This is a genomic window from Enterococcus sp. AZ141 (genome assembly GCF_051714385.1).
GTDB classification, from domain to species: Bacteria; Bacillota; Bacilli; order Lactobacillales; family Enterococcaceae; genus Enterococcus_D; species Enterococcus_D entomosocium.
In genome coordinates this window covers 2,497,250-2,517,362 of sequence record NZ_JBIORT010000001.1, presented here as the reverse complement: position 1 = coordinate 2,517,362, position 20,113 = coordinate 2,497,250, and the positions used below count along the sequence as shown (strand labels likewise).

The window sequence follows — 20,113 nt, the reverse complement described above, 5'->3', positions numbered from 1 at the left end:
TTACGTTTATTTTTTAATTGGTTGAAGGGCAAGAAAAACAAAAAAGCCCTCAGGCAAACAAACTTGTCTGCCTGAGGGCGATTACTCACGGTGCCACCTCAATTGGTTCTCTAGATCGTCTATCAACGATCGTTCTCTGTAACGGGAGTTCCCGGAAAAAGCCTACTGATTTCAGCCTTTCGACACAAAAGTCCATTTCTGAAGCGTCAATCTGCTGATTTGCACCACCATCAGCTCTCTGCAAGACGAACGTCCTCATACTTCTCTTTTGTCTAGTCTTAATGAGTTATTGGTAGCTATATTACGCGGCTTTTGTTGATCTGTCAACAGGAAAAAGCGAATTTTATTTTTTTGACTCCTTTTGACAAAACAAGAAAACATCCTGCAACGGTTTGTCTTAACCAAAATGACGACACATTCTTTAGGCCAAAAATGCCCTTCACTTCTTTCAGATTACTTAATTATAGTTGCTGATCCATTTAAATAATATTTGTTTTTTTATAACCCTTTCGTGAAGATCAAGCTACGAAATATTCGCTATCTTTTACCAAAAAATAGACATTTACCCAAAATTTTCATGACATCATGAAAAAACAGAATTGTTATTCAAAATATTATTCTATATGATTGAACCGGATATAAGAAAGGGTGATTAAATGCACATAGACAAATTATATTTCTCCACCTTTATTTATAAAATGAGCTGCTTAGAATTTACTTACTCTCTCATTCAATCCAATGAGAAAAATGCCGATTTATCAGAGGAAGAACAAGCAGAAATTGAATGGATCATCGACTCTGCTCTCCATCGAAAACTCTACGCCTCTCGCAAAAAGAGTCTTTTTTCCTCAAAAATAAAATTATCGAAAGAAAGTTATTCTTTGTATTTGCGAATGAAGAAATACGAACATATGATAGACCTCTAACCGTTAAAACACATAAAAAACCTCATTCCTTTAGACAGTTACTCAGAAGGATACCCATTCCATCTTTTTTAATAGAAAAACATCATTCGGTGAATTGGAAATAGCAAAACTTGCCTTTTTCGTATAAAATCAAAAAGAACACGAAAGACTCAGAAAGGAAGTTTTTGTCATGGATGGGATGATGAAAAAAATCATTACCGAGAAGGATTTATTACGTCAGATCCTTCTCTTGGAACAACTGGCGAATCACAAAATGATCACTGCCAAGCAACTAGCAAAATTGATCGATACGACGGAACGAACGGTTTTTTCTGATATAACCTATATTCGTCAACAATTACCCGAAGGTTGGCAGATTGAAGCCGCCAGTAATGGCTTTGCTTTGACCCATGATGGGCCATTGTTGATGAGTCAGCTATGGGAAACGTTTTTCCCTCAATCGATCGGTGTTTCTTTAATGAAAGCATTGCTTTTTTCCAGCGAACTTAGCACGCAAGAAATTCTTGGCCAAGCGGGAACTTCCTATGAAACTTTGCGGCGGCATATTACAAAATTAAATAAAAGTTTGACGGATTTTTCCATACGGATTCGCATCACAAATCGCGTGATCCGCTTTGAAGGAAGTGAGATCAATATTCGGGTCTTTTTCCATCGACTTTTACTGCCTTATACCCATAACAATTACTTTTTTGAGGAATATACAATTCATGAGTCCCACTATCAACATTTTTTACAGCGTCTGGGCAAAGATAAACTCCAAATCGACGTAGAACAAATCTTCGGTACTTGCTGGTTTTTTATCAATACAATCCGTATCAAGGCCAATTGCCGCATGGATTCCTTCGAATTTAATGGGGATGATCCCCTCTACGGTCTTTTCCAACAGCCATTAAGTTATCTCTACCAAAAAGAAGGCGTATATTTAGAATGCAGCGAACACTTCTTTAGCTTCTACTGTTTTTTAGAAAGCTGGAACTACAATAACGATTGGTCCCAAACGATTCAAGCGACTCTTGAAACGTATCAAACCATTCACGATAAAACGACCCATTTTGTCGAACAATTAGCCCGCTCGTTGCAGCTACCTCTCGCTAGCGGGACGCAGCTGATTGAGAATCTGTTGCTGCTCTTGATCAAAACGCAAGAGTCTGCCAAACTCTCAGAATGGTTTGGGTTAGAATTTCACGAGATCCAGCGCTTGAATCAGCCCTATTCGCTACCGATAGAAGCAACGATCCATGACTTTTTAGAAGAACAGACAAACAGTCAAAGGGAAACGAGTTTTCCTTTATGGTCAACCACCACCTTGTTGATCCAACAGGCTATTTTACAAATCAACCCTATCCGGGCAAAGGGATACTTTATCTTTCAAGGGGAGCCAGCATGGAAAGCTTACCTTATGCAAGAATTGAATGACTTTCTCGGAGCACGTATTCTACTATCGGCGATCGAACCAGGTCAACTAGAAGGGCTATCGGCAACCGACGTTGATTTTGTTTTGTCAAACTTCCCATTAGATGATGCCCCTGTCCCAGTCTTTTATTTATCGATGGTACCGACCAAAAATGAGCTCAATCAAGTGACTGAGCTCATTCAAACCTATTATTTAAGTTATCACTAGAATCATCAAGCTGCCTTTATTGTTTCACTGGGGCAGCTTTTTGACGTCCTTGCAGCTTGTTTGTAATAAATTTCTCACCTTCGACGACTGTGAAAAGAAGTGCCCCGTTGGCTGCAATACTCAACTGCTGCATCAGCGTCAAAGAACCAATCCCTAAAAGCTGGTGTCCGATAGGTGTTAGGAAAATCGCTGCCTGCAATACAATCAGTAGTGCCAGGGAGACTAAGAGTGCTTTATTGGCAAAGAGTTGGCGATTCAACGCCGGCTTTACCAGCTCACGACAGTTCAGTAAGTAGACTGCTTGAGCAAAGACGATACTTTGCAGTAGCATGCTTTGTTGAAGGACCGTTCCTTCAAACTGAATCGCTAAGACGTAGGAAGGAATCATGATTAACAGCGAGACATAGAAGATGCGGAACAGACTGTACCAAGATAAGATACCTTCTTTGATTGGCCGTGGTGGTCGATTCATGACATCCGCACTTGCCTTCTCAAAACCGAGTGCGTAAGAAAGCGTGATGGTTGTCACCATATTTACCCATAAAATTTGTACAGGTGTCAGTGGCAGTGGTCGGTTCAACAAGAGTGCCGCAATAACGATCAATCCTTGTGCAACAGCCGTTGGTAAGAAGAAGTTGATGGTTTTCTTCAAATTATCGTAGATCCGTCGACCCACTCGGACGGCATTGGCGATCGTATGAAAATTATCGTCTGCCAAAACCATATCGGCTGCTTGCTTGGTTACTTCACTGCCTTTGATCCCCATAGCGATCCCAATGTCGGCTTTTTTCAGCGCTGGTGCATCGTTTACACCATCGCCGGTCATTCCGACAATCTCTTCATTCGCCTGCAAAGCACTAACGATCCGTAATTTATGCTCTGGGGTCGTTCGAGCAAAGATATCTGTCTTTTGGACTGCTTGCTGCAACTCCTCCTCAGACAGCAGATTGATTTCCAGCCCTTCCAACACGTGATTCGTGTGCTTCAATCCAATTTGCTTGCCGATAGCTTGAGCGGTCTTGCCATGATCTCCTGTGATCATTTTGACTTGGATGCCCGCTTGCAAGCACTCTTTTACCGCTTTGATGGCACTGTCTTTCGGAGGATCAATGATGCCAGCGATCCCAACAAAGGTTAAATTGATGAGTGCTTCGTGGGACAAGGACTCCTGTGCCGACAGCGTCAGATGCGCAAAGCCGATCAGTCGCTGCCCTTTCGCTGCTAATTTTGCACTTTCATCTAACCACCATTGCTTTTGATCTGAAGTCAGTTGGCTTTTCTCAAGCAACACTTCGGGCGCACCCTTGACAAACACTACCGAGTCATTCGGCTCTTCTTGATTTTGATGGCGTGTTGCCATGTACTTGTAAGAGGAACTAAAAGGAATTTTATCGACTGTTTTACGCAATGGTTGCTGCGCTAATTCTGCGTATTGTAACAAGGCTTTTTCGGTTGGGTTTCCAACGAGTTCAGCCGCCTTTTGTCCTTCGTCTTGCTTCAAATCTTGACAATTTGCCATGATATCAAGCACCGTTGCTTTATCCACGTTTGACTCAACTAAGACATCGACGACCGTCATTTCATTTTTGGTCAAGGTTCCTGTTTTGTCTGAACAAATCACCGTCATGGCACCTAGTGTCTCCACTGATGGCATCGTTTTGATGATTGCTTGCTCCTCAGACATTTCCTTGACACCCATCGATAAAATCATGGTCAGCACGGCTGGCAAGCCCTCAGGAATCATTGCTACAACTAATGCGATACCTGATGAGAACAAGAGATCAAGATCAAAGCCGTAGCGGAAGGTAGTAAAGAAGATCAAGAAAATCACTAATCCGATAATGCCTTTAAAGATTTGGTGATTCAATTGCTTCATTTTTTTGATCAACGGGGTTTCTTGCGCTTTCACAGACTGAATTGCTTGATTGATCTGGCCGATTTGTGTATCGTCTCCTGTTTCAACGACGATCCCGCTGGCAGTTCCGCTTTCTACATGGGTACCAGAAAACGCCATGTTCCGCTGGTCACCAATCGTACTTTCTTGAGTAATGGGTTCAGTCATTTTTTGAACTGGCTCAGATTCGCCGGTTAAGATAGACTCTTCAATCACAAGATCATGGGTTTCGATCAAGCGCATATCTGCTGGTACGACATCTCCTGGTCCTAAAACGACTAAATCTCCGTTTACTAAGGAAGAAACAGCAATTTTCTTCTTGCGGCCATGAACATAAATTGTTGCTTCTTGCCCCATGAATTGCTTCAACCCATCCAGTGACTCTTGGGCTTTACGCTCTTGCCAGTAGCCGACTAATCCATTGATGACGACGACCGCCATAATAATGCCGCTTTCGATATAATCACCCGAAACCCCTTTTAAAACGGCTGCGACGATTAAGACCAACATCAGTAAGTCTGTAAAATGCTTGCCGACTTTCTTCCATGTAGGGATCTGCGCAGCCTCAGTAATTTTATTTTCACCTTGCTTTGCTAAACGCTGGTTGCGTTCTTCGGAGGAAAGGCCCTGCCGTGTTGTTTGCAACGTATGTAATAGTTCTTCTGTTGTGTTTTTGTACCAATTCATATTTTTTTCCTCCTTGTTTATTTATTTGATCTGAACATAGTATAAGACATTAAAACCATAAAATTCTGGCGATAATTTCAGTGGAGCCTGAAAAAAATGAGTGTTTTTATTAAAGGGGAAGGGCGGCTTCGTCCCGTGGTTTCACAAAACCAACAGAAAACGTTTGTTGATTGTTTTTGCAGGTGTAATCAAGTAAACTAAGACACACCCAATCAATTGCTATCTGTCCCCATCATCCAAAGGTAAGATAGAAGAAAGGAGCCAAATTAATGGCAATCTATACCGATACAAAAATCGCGCAAGGACCTTTTCTTTTCATTTCTGGTCAAACGCCGTCACAAGACGGAGCCACACCTGAGGACCCGCAAGAGCAAACAGCCATCGTTTTGAAGAAAATCGAAGAGCATTTATCAGCCAATCAACTGTCTTGGTCATCAGTGGTCAAAATGACCGTCTTTTTAACGGATGCTGCTTACTTAGCTGCTGTCCGTACGGCATTCACAACCATTTTGGCAGAAAACAAACCGGCCATGAGTCTCGTCATCGTTGCCGGCTTGGTTGCCCCTGAATTTAAAGTGGAGATTGAAGCACAAGCCACCTTGGCTTAAAAAAGGCGCAACACCAAAAAACTTCGTACTGGCGATTGCCTTCCCTACGAAGTTTTTTGGTGTTTGCTTCTTATTTGGTTGGAAAATCAGTGCCTTCTGAAGGAACTGATCCGGTCTTTTTTTGCCACTGCTCCACAAAGCCGGCGATGGCTTGAGCAGTCTGTTGAGCATTAATCAAGGTTCGCTTTTTTTCCATCGCTTCTGCCAAGGAAACTGGTCCTTGTTGGATACTGAAGACTGTTGGAAGCAATTGCGACAGTTCGCCGAGACGTTCGGTTCGGGAGCCACAGATTGCAACAATTGGGAGTTGGCGTTTTTGAGCGAGCAAAGCGACACCATAGGGTACTTTCCCCCTAGCTGTTTGGCCATCGATACGACCTTCACCGGTGATCAATAAGTCTGCTCCTTTGATTTTTTCCTCAAATCCAATCAAGGAAGCAATCGTCGAAAATCCCGGAACCAACTGACCACCTGCCAAATAAACCGCACCACCAAGGCCCCCAGCTGCACCAGAACCAGGGACTTCCAAATCGATCCCCGTGGTCCGCTTGATGTGTTCAGCCAAACGCTTTGCTTGTTGATCCAACTGCTGGATCGTTTCTTTGGTTGCCCCTTTCTGTGAACCAAAAACTGACGCAAATCCTTGTTCACCTGAATAAGGATTTGTTACATCGGCTAAAGCAAACAGGTCAATTTGTGCAAGCAGAGGGTTCAACTGGCTGAGCTCCAGAGATTCTGCCTGCAGCAAAGGATTGTTTTCCATTCGCTCGTTTCTTTGAATGGTTGCTCCTAACGCAAGTAAAAAGCCTACGCCCCCATCAGAAGTGCCGCTACCGCCAAGGGTCAGGTAAATCTTTTTCACTCCTTGTCTGCAAGCTGCTAAGACCATTTGGCCTAAACCAAAAGAAGAGCTATTGCGGGTGGTCTCGTCACTAGGTTCCACGAGTTGCAATCCGATCACTTCCGCAGATTCAATCAAAGCGATTTTTTCTTCATTGATTTTTGTGACCAACAGACGGGCTTGCAACTTACCACCTAATGGGTCGGTCACTGGAACCGTTTCGTAATTGCCTCCAAACGCAGCAAAGACTGCTGCCATTGAGCCTTCTCCCCCATCAGCGATGGGAATACTACATTTTTCCCACTGGTCTGAAAACCCGCTTAAGACCGCTTGATTTAATTCTGCGGAAGTGGCGCTTCCTTTGAAGGAATCAATCGCTGCTACAATTTTCATCATTCTGCCTCTCCTTCTAGATCATCTCTTTGCCAGAGATGGGGGCACCTACGTTAATAATCAACCTACGGTTAATCAAATCAACCAAAAGTTAACTAGTAATCCATTGTAAGTTATCCCCTCTCCTCTTATGATAGAAGTATATCAAACAAACCTATCGGAGGTGTACTATGGACTTACCAATTGGCGAGGAAATCGCCCGGAGAAGAAAACACAGAGGCGTTACGCAGCAAGAATTAGCAGCATTTATGAACGTGTCAAAAGCATCCGTTTCAAAATGGGAAACGGGACAGACGTATCCAGATATCACTTCACTGCCCTTATTAGCGGCGTATTTTGATTGCAGCGTCGATGAATTATTGATTTTAGATTCGCAGCTATCACCTAAAGAGATCCAGCGAATCTACCAATTATTAAAAGACGCCTTCCAAACAAAAACACCAACGGAAGTTCTCGCTCTTGCTCAAAGTTTTACCAAACGGTATTACTCTTGTTATCCATTCTTATTACAAATGGGGTCCTTTTACTTGAATCATTGGGATCTGTTGCCGGATGTCCCCGTAGAAGGCGTCCCGAAAGGGCAAACTTACGAAGACGCTTTGATGGAAGCAAAGAAAAATACCTATTTGAAGGAAGCAGAAACCCTGTACCAACGGATCATGGACCAAGGAGACAGTGAGCTGGCACAACAAGCGAAACAGATCGATGCTTATTGTCTTCTGATGAGAAACAAGCCAGAAGAAGTCTTGGCGATCCTTGGCACGAAAACTCTCTCTTTTTTACCTAGCGAACCGTTGATTGCCGCAGCATTTCAGCAAAAAAATCAGTTGCAACAAGCTGAGATCGTTACGCAAAGTGCGATTTACCAGTACTTAATTATTTTTATGAGTTTGCTAACGAATTATTTAGCAATGCTCACACAAGACGAGGAGCAACTGGAAAAAACCTATGCACGTGGACTGGCACTCAGCGAGAGCTTCCAACTGGCCGAATTGCATCCCCTCTCTTTACTGAATTTTCTAGCCGCTGGGATGGTTTCGTTTGCTGCTTTAGGAAAAGAAAGCTTATTGTTACAAGCATTAACGCTGTATGTCAAAACATTAGAAGCTACTCCAGAGGAAATCGTTTTGAAAGGAGATGATTATTTCAACAGCATCGATGAGTGGATCAGTGAATTAGAATTAGGGAGTCAGATCCCGCGTAACTCAGGTAGTGTCAAAAAACAATTTCTTGCAATAGCACAGCTGACACCCTTGTTTGAACCGTATCAAGAAAAACCCCCATTTAAAGAGTTGTTTCAGCGCTTGAGCAATCTGGCTGAACAAGTATCTAATTCGCAAAGGAGTGACTCACATGAATAGTTTTTCACTAAACGTACCAGAAAATATATCTGATTATTTGCCCATACTGATCCCTCTGATTCTTTTGCAATTGATCTTGATCGTTTTGGCAGTTCGAGATATTTTAAAACAAGAACAATTTAAGTTTGGCTCTCGTATTCTTTGGCTCTTCATCGCCTGTTTTGTTAGCCTGATCGGTCCTATCCTTTATTTTGCTTTTGGAAAAGGGGATCAACAATGAAGATGATCGAGATCAATCACTTATCCAAACGTTTTGGGCACAAACAAGTGCTACAAGACCTATCCTTTTCGGTCCCCAAAGGGAGTGTCGTGGGATTTGTAGGGGAAAACGGCGCCGGCAAAACAACCACCATGAAAGCGATTTTAGGGTTACTCCCTATTGATGAAGGCGAAATCACTGTCTGTGGCGAACCAGTACAATTTGGCTCAACCAAGACCAATCGCTGGATCGGCTATTTGCCAGATGTGCCGCAGTTTTACTCTTTTATGACAGCTGTAGAATATTTGACTTTCTGCGGAAAAATTCAGCCAAATAAAGAATCTTTTCAGCCTCAGCGAGTGATGGAAGTCTTAGAGTTGGTAGGCCTGGAAGCTTCGAAACAAAAAATCGCTGGCTTTTCTCGCGGCATGAAGCAACGTCTAGGGTTAGCCCAAGCTCTGATCAACCGCCCCGCCATCTTGATTTGTGATGAACCAACATCCGCACTAGACCCTCTAGGACGCAAAGCATTTCTTGATGTATTGGAAAAAATCAAAGAAGAAACGACAGTGCTTTTTTCCTCTCATATTCTCGCAGATGTCGAACAGCTGTCAGATTATATTGCGATTTTGCACAAAGGTCAGATCCGTGCGTTCGAAACGATGGATTCCTTGAAAAACCGTTATCGAAAAACCGTCTTTGGGATTGTCTTTACCGACGAAGGTGACCATTTAAAATTTGCCAAAGTGTTAGCAATCCACGGTATTTCGGCGAAAAGAAAGAACAATCAATTACTGATCGATGAACAAACTGGAACCAATATCGGTTCACAGCTGCTACAATTGCTGAACGAACAACACATTGTCCCAGAATCCTTTCAAAGAATCGAACCATCGTTAGAGTCGATTTATTTGGAGGTGATCAAATGAATGCGTTTCTTGTTTTCTTAAAGAAAGAGTTTCTCGGCGGTCTTCGCAGCAAAAAACTACTGATTTGCTTGATCCTGTTTGCCCTGATTGGTATGCTTTCTCCCTTTACTGCCAAAATCATGCCAGATCTGATGGCCAGTATGATGCCGGAATCGATTGAAATCACAATTGCTGATCCGACATCGATCGATGCGTGGCTTCAGTTTTACAGCAACATCGGCACGATTGGCCTGCTAGTATTCGTGATTCTTTTTACCGATACGCTCTCAGCCGAAATAAATCAGGGTACCTTTATTCAGCTGATCACCAGAGGCTTACCAAAAACCACGATCGTCATAGCAAAAGCTTGCTATTTAATGATTCTTTGGTCTTTGAGTTACCTCCTAAGTGCCAGTGTCAGTGCTTTTTATACGATGATTTATTTCGATGATTCCAGCGCTGCTCAAGTCCCTAGCGCTTTGGTCAGCTATTGGCTTTTCGGTTTACTAGCAATCAGCATCCTGCTGCTAGGTTCCAGCTTTGCTAAAAGTATCTATCAAGGTTTGTTGTTTATTGGCGTCTGTTATCTGATGGGCATGTTAGGCAACCTATGGAGTCAAGTAACAAACTGGAATCCATATTCCCTTTCCAGCCAATTTCCTAACTACTTAACCGACCAAATCAAACTAGGGGAACTGCTGCCAGCACTGTTGTTAACTTGCTTTTTGATCATCGCTTGTTTGACTGGTTCCATAGCTGTTCTAAGAAAAAGAAAATATTAAAAAACATCGGTGCAGATTTTTTGCACCGATGTTTTGCTTCTGAAATGTTACTCTATTTTGCTGTTCCTTGGACTTTCACAGATTTCTTGGCCTGCATTTTTTGTTCGATTCTCATGAAGAGCCGCATGAAGAAGGCAATCAAGTAGATTGAAAAGGCAGAAATAAGTGCTTCTTGCCAAGAAAAGATCAGAAGGTTCAATAAGATGATGATCAAATTGGTCAAGAAAACCCCACTAGATCTGCGAATGCCATAGTATTTTTCCAAAATTAGTGGCGGAATCGTCACACCGCCATTAGACGCACCAATTTTGTAGAGCGAAAAGATGCCGAAGCTAAAGAAGAAACTACCTAAAATCAATGAGATGGAATAAAAGCGCAGCAGCATAATTTCTGGTAAAAGTGCTAGAAGAACGGGAAATGCCAAACTACCGATAACCGTATTGACAAAGACCTCTCGTTTCAAAAGTAAAAACGCAAGGGCCAGCATCAATAAATTTATACCCCAGACAACGATATGGCGATTGATCGACCAGCCAGTTTCGATGAGGTAGCCAATCGACCCGACGCCGGCAGAAGCAATGCTGTGAGGTAAAAGGAAGAAGTTTAATGCGATGCAGATCCATAGCACCCCAAGCAATAAAGCAAGATTTTTTTTGATAAGTGTTTCCATCAACGTTCTCCTTTCGATCTGGCAAATATTTTTATGTATAAAAGCTTCTGTCTATTCTATCAAAAAAATCGTAAAAGAAAGAACCAATTTTTTCATGAAAACATGAAAAAATTGATTCTGACCTTCAAGAAAGTATTCTGCTATTTTTTCATTCCTTTAAGATTGCTGTTAAGCTGCACAGCAATCACAAGCGGAAAGGATTTCTTCTACAACAGATTCCCGCCATGCTCTTCTATTCGCCATACGTTTCTTCTCTGACGGCAAATGAACAAAGTAAACCGACAATTCTGATCCTTTAATCAATTGATAGGACATCAAGCGATTTTTTTGCTGCAATAACAGCTGATGCTTTTTCGGGGAAAGGGAAAGATCAGTTGCGGACACCAATTGCTTTAATGCCTCTGGATGACAAAGGTTTCTTTCTGGTGCGACACTGATCAATTGGCTGACCTCTGCTAATTTCATCGCCTCGATCACCCGCAGCGTTGCCCGCGGATCATGGATATCCGTCAAAAAAACCGACTGGCAACCTTGCAATGCCCGAACGAGTCGTCCTAAATCGAGAAAGTCACCATCAATGATCGTCTCACGCGCAGCATCAATCTGTTGCAAACGCTCCGTTGCCTGGCGGGCATAGAGTACTAGGGAGAAATTGGTTCTTTCTAAAAGTGTTTGGCGTGTCAGCTGCCCAATCGTTCCAGCAGCACCTAAAATCGCAAGTCGTTTCATAAGCTTCCTTTCTATTGGATTCCATTGAGCAGAACGTTTCAATTTCCATAGTAGCGAATTCAGTCATTAAGACTTAGTGACCAAATTGGCTTTTCGTTGACGCAATCGTTCTTCTGTCGGCAGAACATGCTCGTCGTAATGTTCTAGTTTGTATTCTAAACGTTCAACAGCTTCCGTCATATCTGAGATTTTCTCCCTGAGTACCGCAATTTGTTTTGCTAAGAGCTGCTTGCGCTCAGGAACCGTCCCTCGCCCTTCTTCAAATAAAGCCAGGTAATGACTCAACCCATCAATCGATAGTCCAGCATTACGCATTTGCCTAGTAAAGGTGATCCATTTTAAGTCGTCATCATCAAATTCACGAACACCGTTTTTATTGCGTTTGACCGGCGGAATCAGCCCAATTTTTTCATAGTAACGGATGGTATCAGCTGAGACACCGCTCAGTTCACTGACTTTTTTGATATTCATGGCTTCACTTCCTTGTTTTGCATTTTTTCCTAGATCGTTTTGTATGCTACGAGCCAGAAGCCCTTTTGTTACTCGTTATTCCGCTCCTACCACTGCATGAGGCAAGTAAGGCTCTTCCAAATAAGCAATCTCTTCGGCAGTCAGCTTTAGGTCAAGGGCAGGTAAAGCATCCAATAAGTGGCTTTCTTTTGTTGCGCCAATAATTGGTGCGACCACTTGTTCTTTTTGCAATAACCAAGCCAAGGCGATTTGCGACCGTTTGCTTTGGTGATTGTCAGCGATCTTTGCGACTCGTGCCACGATCTCCCGGTCTTGTTCCATCGTTTTGTCGTACTTTTGATTGGCGGTTTTATCCGTTAAGTACCGTTTGGTCTCTGCACCCCAATCTCTTGTTAAACGTCCAGCAGCCAAAGGACTATATGGCGTCACGGCAATTTTTTGATCGGCACACAAGGGCATCATTTCTCGCTCTTCTTCTCGATAAAGCAAGTTTAAGTGATTTTGCATCGAAACAAATTTGGTCCAGCCATTTTTCTCTGCAACTGCTTGTGCTTTGGCAAATTGCCAAGCGTACATCGCGGATGCACCAATATAGCGCACTTTTCCAGAAACCACCAAATCATGTAAGGCCTTCATGGTTTCTTCAATTGGCGTGTGGTAATCCCAACGATGGATGATATACAAATCAATGTAGTCCATTTGTAGGCGTTTTAAGCTTTGTTCGACTTGATAAAAGATCGCTTTTCGAGACAGCCCTCCACTGTTTGGCCGTTGCTTCATTTTTGAATACAGTTTTGTGGCAACCACGATCTCATCCCGCGGAGCAAAATCATTCAATGCTCGACCGACGATTTCTTCGCTCGCTCCATAAGAATAGACATTTGCTGTATCAAAAAAGTTGATGCCTAGATCCAAGGCTTTTTTGATGACTTCGCGACTATCTGCTTCTTCTAACACCCACTCATGAAAGCCACTATTGGGATCGCCAAATCCCATTGTCCCTAAACATAATGGTGACACATCAAGTCCCGTATTGCCAAATTTTACATAGTTCATTTGCTCGTCCTCCTGTTTTTTAAGTTACACTAAGCATACAGGTTGAAGTGCACTCTAAGTCAAGCGAATCAGCAAACTTTTTTTCATTTTACTCGCAAATGACTCATAATAACATGCTTTTTGTCGTACGTTTCATTTCGAATCAGCTTTTGGTACACTAAAGATAAGTATCGATACGCTATCTAGCTGAGAAAAAGGAGCGGAAGATTTTGACTTGTATTTTTTGTACTGCCTCAAAACATGCGATCATTGAAAACGAACGCTTTTATGCGATCTTTGATAAGTTTCCCGTCACCCCTGGACACCTGCTATTGATCCCCAAAGAACATCGAAGGGATTATTTTGCCCTCACCCAAGAGGAATTACAAGACTTGCAGGCTTTGTTGCAGGAAGGCAAAGCCTATTTGTTGGAAACCTATCGACCAGACGGCTTCAACATCGGTTTCAATTGCGGGGAGGCTGCCGGACAGACGGTCTTTCATTGCCATTGTCATTTGATCCCACGCTACCAAGGCGACGTGGAGGAACCAAAAGGCGGCGTTCGAGGCGTGATTCCTGACAAGCAAGCCTACTAAATACAAACAAGCCGTTTCTTCCAGCAAAGGGAAACGGCTTGTTTGTGTTTGTTAAAAATGAGGACGCTTAGGAATTGATCGCTGAATGGTTCATCAACCGATTGATATGAACGCCTAGATAGACGATTTCATTGACAGGGATCTTCGTTTGATATTCTTTATCGATATAGGCTTTGACTTTTGTCGCGATCTCCATAGCATTTGGATAAAGAGCCCACATTTGACGGTATAGTCCTTCGTCTTCTTCTTGCAGCAGACCATCCAAAAAGAACCGGTCAACGAAGAAACGCACGTGGGTGATAAAGCGATTATAATGGATCGAATTGGTGTTGACGTCTTGCTGGATCGAGTAGCGTACCATATTGACGATCAACCCGATCAATTTGGCTTTTTTCAACCCATCTTGATTTTCCTCGGTGTTCGACTGGGCATTGATCAAATGAAACGCGATATTGGAGGCTTCTTCTTCCGGCAGATCAATTTGATACTTCTCTTTCAACAAGCGTAGTGCCTGTTCGGCGGCTCGAAATTCCTCCGTATAGTAATTCTTGATTTCCCAATAGAGCCGATTCGTCACACTCAAGCCTTTTTGCTGACGTTCCACAGCAAAGTGCAAGTGATCCGATAAGGTAAGGTAAATCGTTGAATTTAGCGGATACGGCAGCATTTTTTGCGCCAGCTGAACGATTTCTTTGGTCATTTCAAAATAGTGCAACGGAATCTCATCCACCAAATCGGCAAACTGACCCGATTTTTTTTCATCGATTGGCAGAAAAACTTGATCGATCTGGGTATCGGCTATGCTGTCGCCGACTTTCTTTCCATAGCCGATCCCCTTCCCAAGTGCAATCATTTCCTGGCCTTCCTTATCAACAAGTACGACACTTGAATTTAAGACTTTCTTGATGTAAATCATGCACTCTCGCTCCTCACTGTTTATTCTGCCAAACTTGCGCCATTGGTAGCGATCACTTCTTTGTACCAATCGAAGGAATCTTTTTTCAAACGGTCATAACTGCCGTTTCCTTCATCATCGGCATCCACATAAATGAAGCCGTAGCGTTTCGTCACTTGTGACGTCCCCGCACTGACCAGATCGATCGGTGCCCATGAAGTATAACCAATCAAATCGACTCCTTCATCGATGGCTTCCTTCATTTGTTTGAAGTGTGCCTTGAAATAATCGACCCGATACGGATCATGCACTTGACCGTCTTCAAGGACATCCACGGCACCCATACCATTTTCAACGATCATCAATGGCACTTGATACCGATCATACAATGAAAGCAAGGAGATTTTCAAGCCTTTAGGATCGATCTGCCAGCCCCATTCAGTTGACGGCAGCTTGGGATTTTTTACCCCTAAAACCGTATTGCCCGGTGTCCGTTCCGCATGTGGGTCGCCTGATTCAGCCATAGACATATAATAACTGAAAGAAAGAAAATCAACGGTGTGATCTTTTAAGATTTGGCGGTCTTCTGGTGCCATTTCAATCTTGATGCCCCGTTTTTCGAGATCTTTTTCAATCATTCGCGGATAAGCACCTTTGACTTGAACGTCCGCATAAAAATCATTTTCCAAGTTTTTCTTTAAAGTTAATTCAACATCCAATGGGTCACAAGTCAATGGATACGTCATCAACTTCGTGATCATACAGCCGACTTTGTTGTCGGGATTTATTTCATGGGCGATTTTTGTCACTAATGAGCTGGCCACAAATTGGTGATGGAGGGCTTGATATACGTCTTGCTCTTCCTTACCAGCTTCTGATTGCTCAGGAATGAGACCTGCTGTTGTAAAGGGATGACGATGGATACTGTCGATTTCGTTAAATGTCAGCCAATACTCCACATACTCCCCAAATTCTTCAAAACAGACGGTTGCAAAGCGGACAAAGTCATCGATCACTTTGCGTTCCACCCAGCCATTGTACTTCAAGCTCAGCGCTAGCGGCATTTCATAGTGAGACAACGTTACGATCGGTTTGATTCCCAAACGCTGCATTTCTTGGAAGACATTGCGGTAAAAAGCGATCCCTTCTGGATTGGGTGTCGTTTCTTCCCCAGTTGGGAACAAGCGGGTCCATGCAATCGATAAACGCAATACTTTAAAACCTATCTCCGCAAATAAAGCCAAATCTTCTGGATAGCGATGATAGAAGTCGATCCCTCGGCGTTTTGGATAGATGGTATCCGTTGAATCCGCCATTGCTTCTTTGACGGCTTCAACAGTCACACTCATATGTGCTGCAAAGTTTTTCACGTCGACATGCGGTTTGTAAGTAGCCACATCCGCCACCGACAAGCCTTTGCCGCCAAGATTCCAACCTCCTTCTACTTGATTTGCGGCGATAGCGCCACCCCATAAGAAGTCCTTTGGAAAAGTTGTTTCAGTCATTTTTTCAATCCCCTTTTACATTGTTTTTGTTGCATTGCTCATTGGTTTAGACGAGCGGTGCGATCGATAGGACACCTTGGTCGCTTTGCTCATCGGTTGATTCGATCGTTTTGACCGTAAAGTTTTCTTGATTGGTGACCACACAGATCACGATTGGATCAAACCCAGCTGCTTTGATGGCATCTAGATCGAATTGGATCAGCGGTTGCCCTTGTTTCACTTGATCCCCCGCTTTTACGTAAGGGGTAAAGTGTTTGCCTTCTAGTTGAACGGTATCCAAGCCGATATGAAAGAGCAATTCTGCGCCATTGCGGGTTTTTAACCCGATCGCATGGTTGGTTTCAAACAACATCGTGATCTCGCCATCTTCAGGTGCGATCAATTCGCCAGACGTCGGAATGATCCCGAACCCTTCTCCGATCATGCCGCTTGAAAAGACTTCATCGTTGACTTCAGATAAAGCTACCACTTGCCCATCTACTGGTTTGCTCAATACTTCGGCTTTGGGATCGGCAACCGTCGTCTTATTTTCTACCACTTTGTCTTTGAATAAGAAAAGGACAAGGACAAAAGAAACAGCAAAGGATACCCCTAACGTGACCAATGCCCACACAAGATTCATCGGGTTGGCTTCATCCACGAACATAGTGATACTTGCTAGACCAGGGCCAACTAATGCGAAGGCCTTGATGGCAAACAAACCAGCCACCGCACCACCAACTAGGCTGGAAGCCATCACGCCGTAAAGCACTCGTTTATGCAGGATCGTCACCCCATACAAAGCAGGCTCGGTGATGCCAAAAAGGGCGGAGATGCCTGCAGAAACAGCGGTTGAACGAAGTTTTTGGTCTTTGGTCCGAACACTCACCGCAAAACAAGCACCAGCTTCTGCGATGTTATGTGCCAATGAGGCAGGCAAGTATAACAGCTCTGCCCCCATCTCACTCATGGACGAAACAGCATAGGGAATCATGGCTTTGTGCATACCGGTAACCACCATCAATGGTAAAACAGCGGCTAAGATCCCTGTTGCCACCCAACCTAAATGGGCATACAGCCAAATGATCGCTGCTGAAAAAATCGTTCCGACTTCAAAGCCTAATGGGCCTAAAATCAATAAAGCAACTGGAACCGTAATAACTAAGCTCATCATTGGAACAAAGAAGATACGGATCGGTTTTGGTGAGATTCGGGTAAACAGTTTTTCAATTTGAGCGTAAAATAAAACCGTTAAAATTGCTGGAAATACTTGTGACGCATAAGCGATATTTTGTAAACCGAAGCCCATGAAAGCTGCGCCATCTGTCAATAGTGTTGTTAGTTCAGGCAAAATCAAGGCACCGACAGCGGAAACCGCCACCAATTGGTTGACCTTTAATTTATTTGCCGTGGTGATCGCCACTAAAATCGGTAAGAAATACAATGGTGCGCCACCGATCAGATTCAAAATTTGATACGTTTGGCTGGTATTGTCCATCAATCCAGTGACAGAAGCAAGTAACAGTAAGGATTTCAAGACGCCCCCTCCAGCGACTGCTGGAATCAACGGTTGAAAAATCGAGATAATAAAATCAAGCAGGACCGCACCCCACGATTGTTTTTGTTTGCCTTCACTTCCTCCATCCGCTGTTAGCTCATGACCTAACACGTTCATAACCTCATCATACACTTCGACGACATCATTGCCGATGATGACTTGGCATTGGACATTTTGTCGCACCCCAATCACGCCATCGACTTTTTCCAAGGCATCTTTTTGTACGAGGCTATTGTCTTTTAAGGTAAAGCGCAAGCGTGTGGAGCAATGTTCCAAATGCGCGATATTTTTTTTTCCGCCAATCAACTCAACGATGGCAGTTGCCGTTTCTTTTACATTCATAATTTTCTTCTCCTTTAATTAGTTTTCCTTTGTTGGCCAAACAAAGAAAAAAGCAGGCAGCACCTACAAAAACATTGAACGGAATCCAACGATCCCTTCCATGTTTTTTATAGGTCCTGCCTGCATTACCAGTCACATGCCTGTTTTATTACTTGCATAATACCATGCTTTATTTGAAAACGCAACCACCGTTTTAAAAATATTTTGCTAAGCCTTTTGCTGAAACGAGAAGTTTGCTACACTTAGTGGATAATCAGTTGTTTCGTCTTCCTTGGCTTGCACCAGAAGCAAGAAGAACATCGCTGGCTAAACGTATCACAAGAAAGGATGAATCGGATGACTTCATTGAATCACTCACTGCATGTTGCCGTCCCCACAGCATTTGATCATGCAGAAAGACTTGACACGAAAAGGACGATCGCTCATATCTTGCAACTGCAAAAGCAAGGGATCAAATCGGTTTTGGTGTGCGGCTCCACCGGTGAACAGCACTCATTGACCTTAACAGAAAAAAAACAGCTTCTACATGCCTTAGCGCAAGAAACCAGCTGGGCAGCCGATTTCGAAGTCCTCTTCGGTTTAGCTGGCATCGTATTTCATGAAACGCTCGCGTTGGCAGAAGCAATCAACAAAAATCCCCGAATCGATGGTGTGGTTTTAGGCTTTCCCCCTTATCTTTGCCTGACGCAAAAGGAAGCTGTGCTCTATGCTCAGGGATTGATCCATACTTGCGAAAAACCAGTTATTTTATACAACAATCCCCGCCGCACGGGCTTTGATTTATCTGCAGAAAGCCTCTTGACCTTGATCGCTGACCCTCGGGTGATCGGCTTAAAAGAAGCTGGCAGGAAGGAGCGAGTGCCTCAACTAAAAACAAAGACGGCTGCCGATTTTCGTTTTTATGCTGGTGGTGAAGCGGACTTGGCGGAAAAGGTCGCACTAGGGTTTAACGGGCTATCATCAATGGCAGGAAACCTTTGTCCCAAGGAGATCCAGGTGATATGGCAGGGCTTATTGAAAGGTGATGCAACGATTTCTACGTCGAATGAATGGCAGAAAATGGAACAAGCAGCTGCTGGCGATCCAACCAATACCATCAGTTACCTTCCGTGGCTCAAGCAGCAAATCACCATTGATGGACAGCCCTTTGGCTTTTGTCGTCAGCCGCTAGGTCTAGCAACAATTGATCGGCTTGGCACTGGCTCAATTCCCCCTCATCTAGCACATGAAAGGCAGGAGAACCAGACAAGTGAAGATTGATGCACCGATTGATCCACAACTAAAGCACTATATTGAAAGCTCCATCATCCCGCAATACAACCAATTGGATAGCAGTCACTCCCCAGCGCACGTCCACCAAGTGATCCAAAATAGTTTTGAGATTGCTGAAACATTGCCCGTTGACCTGAATATCGTCTATACGGTAGCTGCCTACCATGATATCGGCTTGCTCTATGGCCGCAAAAACCACGAAAGCAATTCCCGCAAGATCGTTGAACAAGATGCTGTGTTGCCACGCTTTTTCTCTCCTCCAGTCATTTCAATGATCGGCGAAGCTGTAGAAGATCATCGCGCCTCGCTGCCCTATGAGCCTCGCTCGCTTTATGGCAAAATTATTTCCGAAGCCGATCGCGACTTAAATTTTGAGCGAATCCTCAAGCGTACCTTGCTTTTTGCTTATGAGAAAAAGCAGCTGACAGATTTAGAACAATTGCATCATGAAGCGTATCAGTACATTTCAAAGAAATACGGTCCTCAAAGTGAGCTGAAGGTTTGGTTGGATTATCGCAAAAACCAAGACGGTTTGGCGATCATCTATCAAAAATTAGCACAACCTGAAAGCTTCCGTCACTCCTTTGAAAAAATCGTGCCGTTAGTTATCGCTACAAGCAAAGAAACTGACGATTGACACTTTGATCCAGCACCAGACTTCAAATAGGAACCCTCTGATTCAGCGCCGCAGTTGTGTCTGCACTGAATCAGAGGGCTTTTACTGTTATTCTAAACGTTCTTTCTCCACTAAAATCCCCCGCCCCTTCGCTGCTCCTACGCGCCTATTCAAATCAAAGGGCAGCAAGTGGTTTTCTTCAATCAACAGACGCCCCTTCTAAAT

Annotated in this window: 18 protein-coding genes and 2 other annotated features (1 of these 20 only partly in view); of the genes, 9 read left to right on the top strand and 9 right to left on the bottom strand. The window is 43.5% G+C overall.

Going from position 1 to position 20,113, the window contains the following annotated elements; all coding sequences use genetic code 11:
• Positions 1 to 4 (bottom strand) — a binding site (T-box leader); it reaches 242 nt to the left of the window's first position.
• A gap of 66 nt (positions 5 to 70) precedes the next feature.
• Positions 71 to 283: a binding site (T-box leader), on the bottom strand.
• A gap of 812 nt (positions 284 to 1,095) precedes the next feature.
• Positions 1,096 to 2,547 (top strand): helix-turn-helix domain-containing protein, encoded by a 1,452-nt coding sequence (locus tag IGI89_RS11560; protein ID WP_087665207.1) that lies wholly within the window; start codon positions 1,096 to 1,098, stop codon positions 2,545 to 2,547.
• Positions 2,548 to 2,563: 16 nt separating this feature from the next.
• On the opposite strand, the gene IGI89_RS11555 is transcribed toward IGI89_RS11560, so the two are convergent.
• Positions 2,564 to 5,128 carry an HAD-IC family P-type ATPase gene (locus tag IGI89_RS11555; RefSeq protein WP_438735684.1) on the bottom strand — a complete coding sequence of 855 codons (2,565 nt, stop codon included), beginning with the start codon at positions 5,126 to 5,128 and terminating at the stop codon, positions 2,564 to 2,566.
• Between the two features lie 269 nt (positions 5,129 to 5,397).
• On the opposite strand from IGI89_RS11555, the gene IGI89_RS11550 reads away from it, so the two are divergent.
• Positions 5,398 to 5,736: a RidA family protein gene (locus IGI89_RS11550; protein ID WP_016613408.1), complete on the top strand. Its 339-nt coding sequence runs from the start codon at positions 5,398 to 5,400 to the stop codon at positions 5,734 to 5,736.
• 70 nt (positions 5,737 to 5,806) lie between these two features.
• Here IGI89_RS11550 and IGI89_RS11545 read toward each other — a convergent pair whose 3' ends face one another.
• On the bottom strand, positions 5,807 to 6,973 hold the full coding sequence (locus IGI89_RS11545) for a glycerate kinase family protein (RefSeq protein WP_082741588.1): 1,167 nt from the start codon (positions 6,971 to 6,973) through the stop codon (positions 5,807 to 5,809).
• Positions 6,974 to 7,140: 167 nt separating this feature from the next.
• Between IGI89_RS11545 and IGI89_RS11540 the strand changes: the two genes are divergently transcribed.
• Genes IGI89_RS11540 through IGI89_RS11525 form a run of 4 tightly spaced genes read left to right on the top strand, consistent with a single transcriptional unit; the run spans position 7,141 to position 10,220 of the window.
• Positions 7,141 to 8,331, top strand: coding sequence for a helix-turn-helix domain-containing protein (locus tag IGI89_RS11540; RefSeq protein WP_061054280.1), 1,191 nt, complete (start codon positions 7,141 to 7,143; stop codon positions 8,329 to 8,331).
• Positions 8,324 to 8,551 carry a PLD nuclease N-terminal domain-containing protein gene (locus tag IGI89_RS11535; RefSeq protein WP_005235274.1) on the top strand — a complete coding sequence of 76 codons (228 nt, stop codon included), beginning with the start codon at positions 8,324 to 8,326 and terminating at the stop codon, positions 8,549 to 8,551. Before IGI89_RS11540 ends, IGI89_RS11535 begins: the two co-directional genes overlap by 8 nt.
• Positions 8,548 to 9,459, top strand: a complete 912-nt coding sequence (locus IGI89_RS11530; RefSeq protein ID WP_008378547.1) for an ABC transporter ATP-binding protein — start codon at positions 8,548 to 8,550, stop codon at positions 9,457 to 9,459. The genes IGI89_RS11535 and IGI89_RS11530 overlap by 4 nt, the downstream gene beginning before the upstream one ends.
• The gene (locus tag IGI89_RS11525) at positions 9,456 to 10,220 is read left to right on the top strand and encodes an ABC transporter permease (protein WP_086332476.1); all 765 of its coding nucleotides are present in this window, start codon (positions 9,456 to 9,458) and stop codon (positions 10,218 to 10,220) included. The genes IGI89_RS11530 and IGI89_RS11525 overlap by 4 nt, the downstream gene beginning before the upstream one ends.
• A gap of 52 nt (positions 10,221 to 10,272) precedes the next feature.
• On the opposite strand, the gene IGI89_RS11520 is transcribed toward IGI89_RS11525, so the two are convergent.
• The 4 genes from IGI89_RS11520 to IGI89_RS11505 form a co-directional block, all read right to left on the bottom strand.
• The gene (locus IGI89_RS11520; RefSeq protein WP_008378566.1) at positions 10,273 to 10,890 is read right to left on the bottom strand and encodes a YitT family protein; all 618 of its coding nucleotides are present in this window, start codon (positions 10,888 to 10,890) and stop codon (positions 10,273 to 10,275) included.
• A 168-nt stretch (positions 10,891 to 11,058) separates the two neighbouring features.
• Positions 11,059 to 11,619, bottom strand: a complete 561-nt coding sequence (locus IGI89_RS11515) for an NAD(P)H-binding protein (RefSeq protein ID WP_008378567.1) — start codon at positions 11,617 to 11,619, stop codon at positions 11,059 to 11,061.
• A 66-nt stretch (positions 11,620 to 11,685) separates the two neighbouring features.
• Complete coding sequence (locus IGI89_RS11510; protein ID WP_008378568.1) at positions 11,686 to 12,090, bottom strand: MerR family transcriptional regulator; 405 nt, start codon at positions 12,088 to 12,090, stop codon at positions 11,686 to 11,688.
• A 75-nt stretch (positions 12,091 to 12,165) separates the two neighbouring features.
• Positions 12,166 to 13,146: an aldo/keto reductase gene (locus IGI89_RS11505; RefSeq protein WP_005235260.1), complete on the bottom strand. Its 981-nt coding sequence runs from the start codon at positions 13,144 to 13,146 to the stop codon at positions 12,166 to 12,168.
• A 173-nt stretch (positions 13,147 to 13,319) separates the two neighbouring features.
• Between IGI89_RS11505 and IGI89_RS11500 the strand changes: the two genes are divergently transcribed.
• A complete protein-coding gene (locus IGI89_RS11500; protein WP_254905026.1) occupies positions 13,320 to 13,721 on the top strand; it encodes an HIT family protein in 402 nt (133 codons plus the stop codon).
• A 67-nt stretch (positions 13,722 to 13,788) separates the two neighbouring features.
• Here the strand turns inward: IGI89_RS11500 and IGI89_RS11495 are convergent, their stop codons facing one another.
• Genes IGI89_RS11495 through IGI89_RS11485 form a run of 3 tightly spaced genes read right to left on the bottom strand, consistent with a single transcriptional unit; the run spans position 13,789 to position 18,000 of the window.
• On the bottom strand, positions 13,789 to 14,637 hold the full coding sequence (locus IGI89_RS11495) for a PRD domain-containing protein (protein ID WP_008378570.1): 849 nt from the start codon (positions 14,635 to 14,637) through the stop codon (positions 13,789 to 13,791).
• Between the two features lie 20 nt (positions 14,638 to 14,657).
• The gene (locus tag IGI89_RS11490; protein ID WP_005235257.1) at positions 14,658 to 16,121 is read right to left on the bottom strand and encodes a glycoside hydrolase family 1 protein; all 1,464 of its coding nucleotides are present in this window, start codon (positions 16,119 to 16,121) and stop codon (positions 14,658 to 14,660) included.
• 46 nt (positions 16,122 to 16,167) lie between these two features.
• Positions 16,168 to 18,000: a beta-glucoside-specific PTS transporter subunit IIABC gene (locus tag IGI89_RS11485; protein ID WP_438735683.1), complete on the bottom strand. Its 1,833-nt coding sequence runs from the start codon at positions 17,998 to 18,000 to the stop codon at positions 16,168 to 16,170.
• A gap of 336 nt (positions 18,001 to 18,336) precedes the next feature.
• Here IGI89_RS11485 and IGI89_RS11480 point away from each other — a divergent pair, with 336 nt between their 5' ends.
• Positions 18,337 to 19,260: a dihydrodipicolinate synthase family protein gene (locus IGI89_RS11480; protein WP_438735682.1), complete on the top strand. Its 924-nt coding sequence runs from the start codon at positions 18,337 to 18,339 to the stop codon at positions 19,258 to 19,260.
• Positions 19,250 to 19,909, top strand: coding sequence for an HD domain-containing protein (locus IGI89_RS11475; protein WP_194185273.1), 660 nt, complete (start codon positions 19,250 to 19,252; stop codon positions 19,907 to 19,909). The genes IGI89_RS11480 and IGI89_RS11475 overlap by 11 nt, the downstream gene beginning before the upstream one ends.
• Positions 19,910 to 20,113 lie beyond the last annotated feature (204 nt).

What these genes read in the sequence shown, in the direction of transcription:
- IGI89_RS11560 (WP_087665207.1), top strand. Translation starts at nt 1,096, where the DNA reads ATGGATGGGATGATGAAAAAAATCATTACCGAGAAGGATTTATTACGT.
- IGI89_RS11555 (WP_438735684.1), bottom strand. Translation starts at nt 5,128, where the DNA reads ATGAATTGGTACAAAAACACAACAGAAGAACTATTACATACGTTGCAA.
- IGI89_RS11550 (WP_016613408.1), top strand. Translation starts at nt 5,398, where the DNA reads ATGGCAATCTATACCGATACAAAAATCGCGCAAGGACCTTTTCTTTTC.
- IGI89_RS11545 (WP_082741588.1), bottom strand. Translation starts at nt 6,973, where the DNA reads ATGATGAAAATTGTAGCAGCGATTGATTCCTTCAAAGGAAGCGCCACT.
- IGI89_RS11540 (WP_061054280.1), top strand. Translation starts at nt 7,141, where the DNA reads ATGGACTTACCAATTGGCGAGGAAATCGCCCGGAGAAGAAAACACAGA.
- IGI89_RS11535 (WP_005235274.1), top strand. Translation starts at nt 8,324, where the DNA reads ATGAATAGTTTTTCACTAAACGTACCAGAAAATATATCTGATTATTTG.
- IGI89_RS11530 (WP_008378547.1), top strand. Translation starts at nt 8,548, where the DNA reads ATGAAGATGATCGAGATCAATCACTTATCCAAACGTTTTGGGCACAAA.
- IGI89_RS11525 (WP_086332476.1), top strand. Translation starts at nt 9,456, where the DNA reads ATGAATGCGTTTCTTGTTTTCTTAAAGAAAGAGTTTCTCGGCGGTCTT.
- IGI89_RS11520 (WP_008378566.1), bottom strand. Translation starts at nt 10,890, where the DNA reads ATGGAAACACTTATCAAAAAAAATCTTGCTTTATTGCTTGGGGTGCTA.
- IGI89_RS11515 (WP_008378567.1), bottom strand. Translation starts at nt 11,619, where the DNA reads ATGAAACGACTTGCGATTTTAGGTGCTGCTGGAACGATTGGGCAGCTG.
- IGI89_RS11510 (WP_008378568.1), bottom strand. Translation starts at nt 12,090, where the DNA reads ATGAATATCAAAAAAGTCAGTGAACTGAGCGGTGTCTCAGCTGATACC.
- IGI89_RS11505 (WP_005235260.1), bottom strand. Translation starts at nt 13,146, where the DNA reads ATGAACTATGTAAAATTTGGCAATACGGGACTTGATGTGTCACCATTA.
- IGI89_RS11495 (WP_008378570.1), bottom strand. Translation starts at nt 14,637, where the DNA reads ATGATTTACATCAAGAAAGTCTTAAATTCAAGTGTCGTACTTGTTGAT.
- IGI89_RS11490 (WP_005235257.1), bottom strand. Translation starts at nt 16,121, where the DNA reads ATGACTGAAACAACTTTTCCAAAGGACTTCTTATGGGGTGGCGCTATC.
- IGI89_RS11485 (WP_438735683.1), bottom strand. Translation starts at nt 18,000, where the DNA reads ATGAATGTAAAAGAAACGGCAACTGCCATCGTTGAGTTGATTGGCGGA.
- IGI89_RS11480 (WP_438735682.1), top strand. Translation starts at nt 18,337, where the DNA reads ATGACTTCATTGAATCACTCACTGCATGTTGCCGTCCCCACAGCATTT.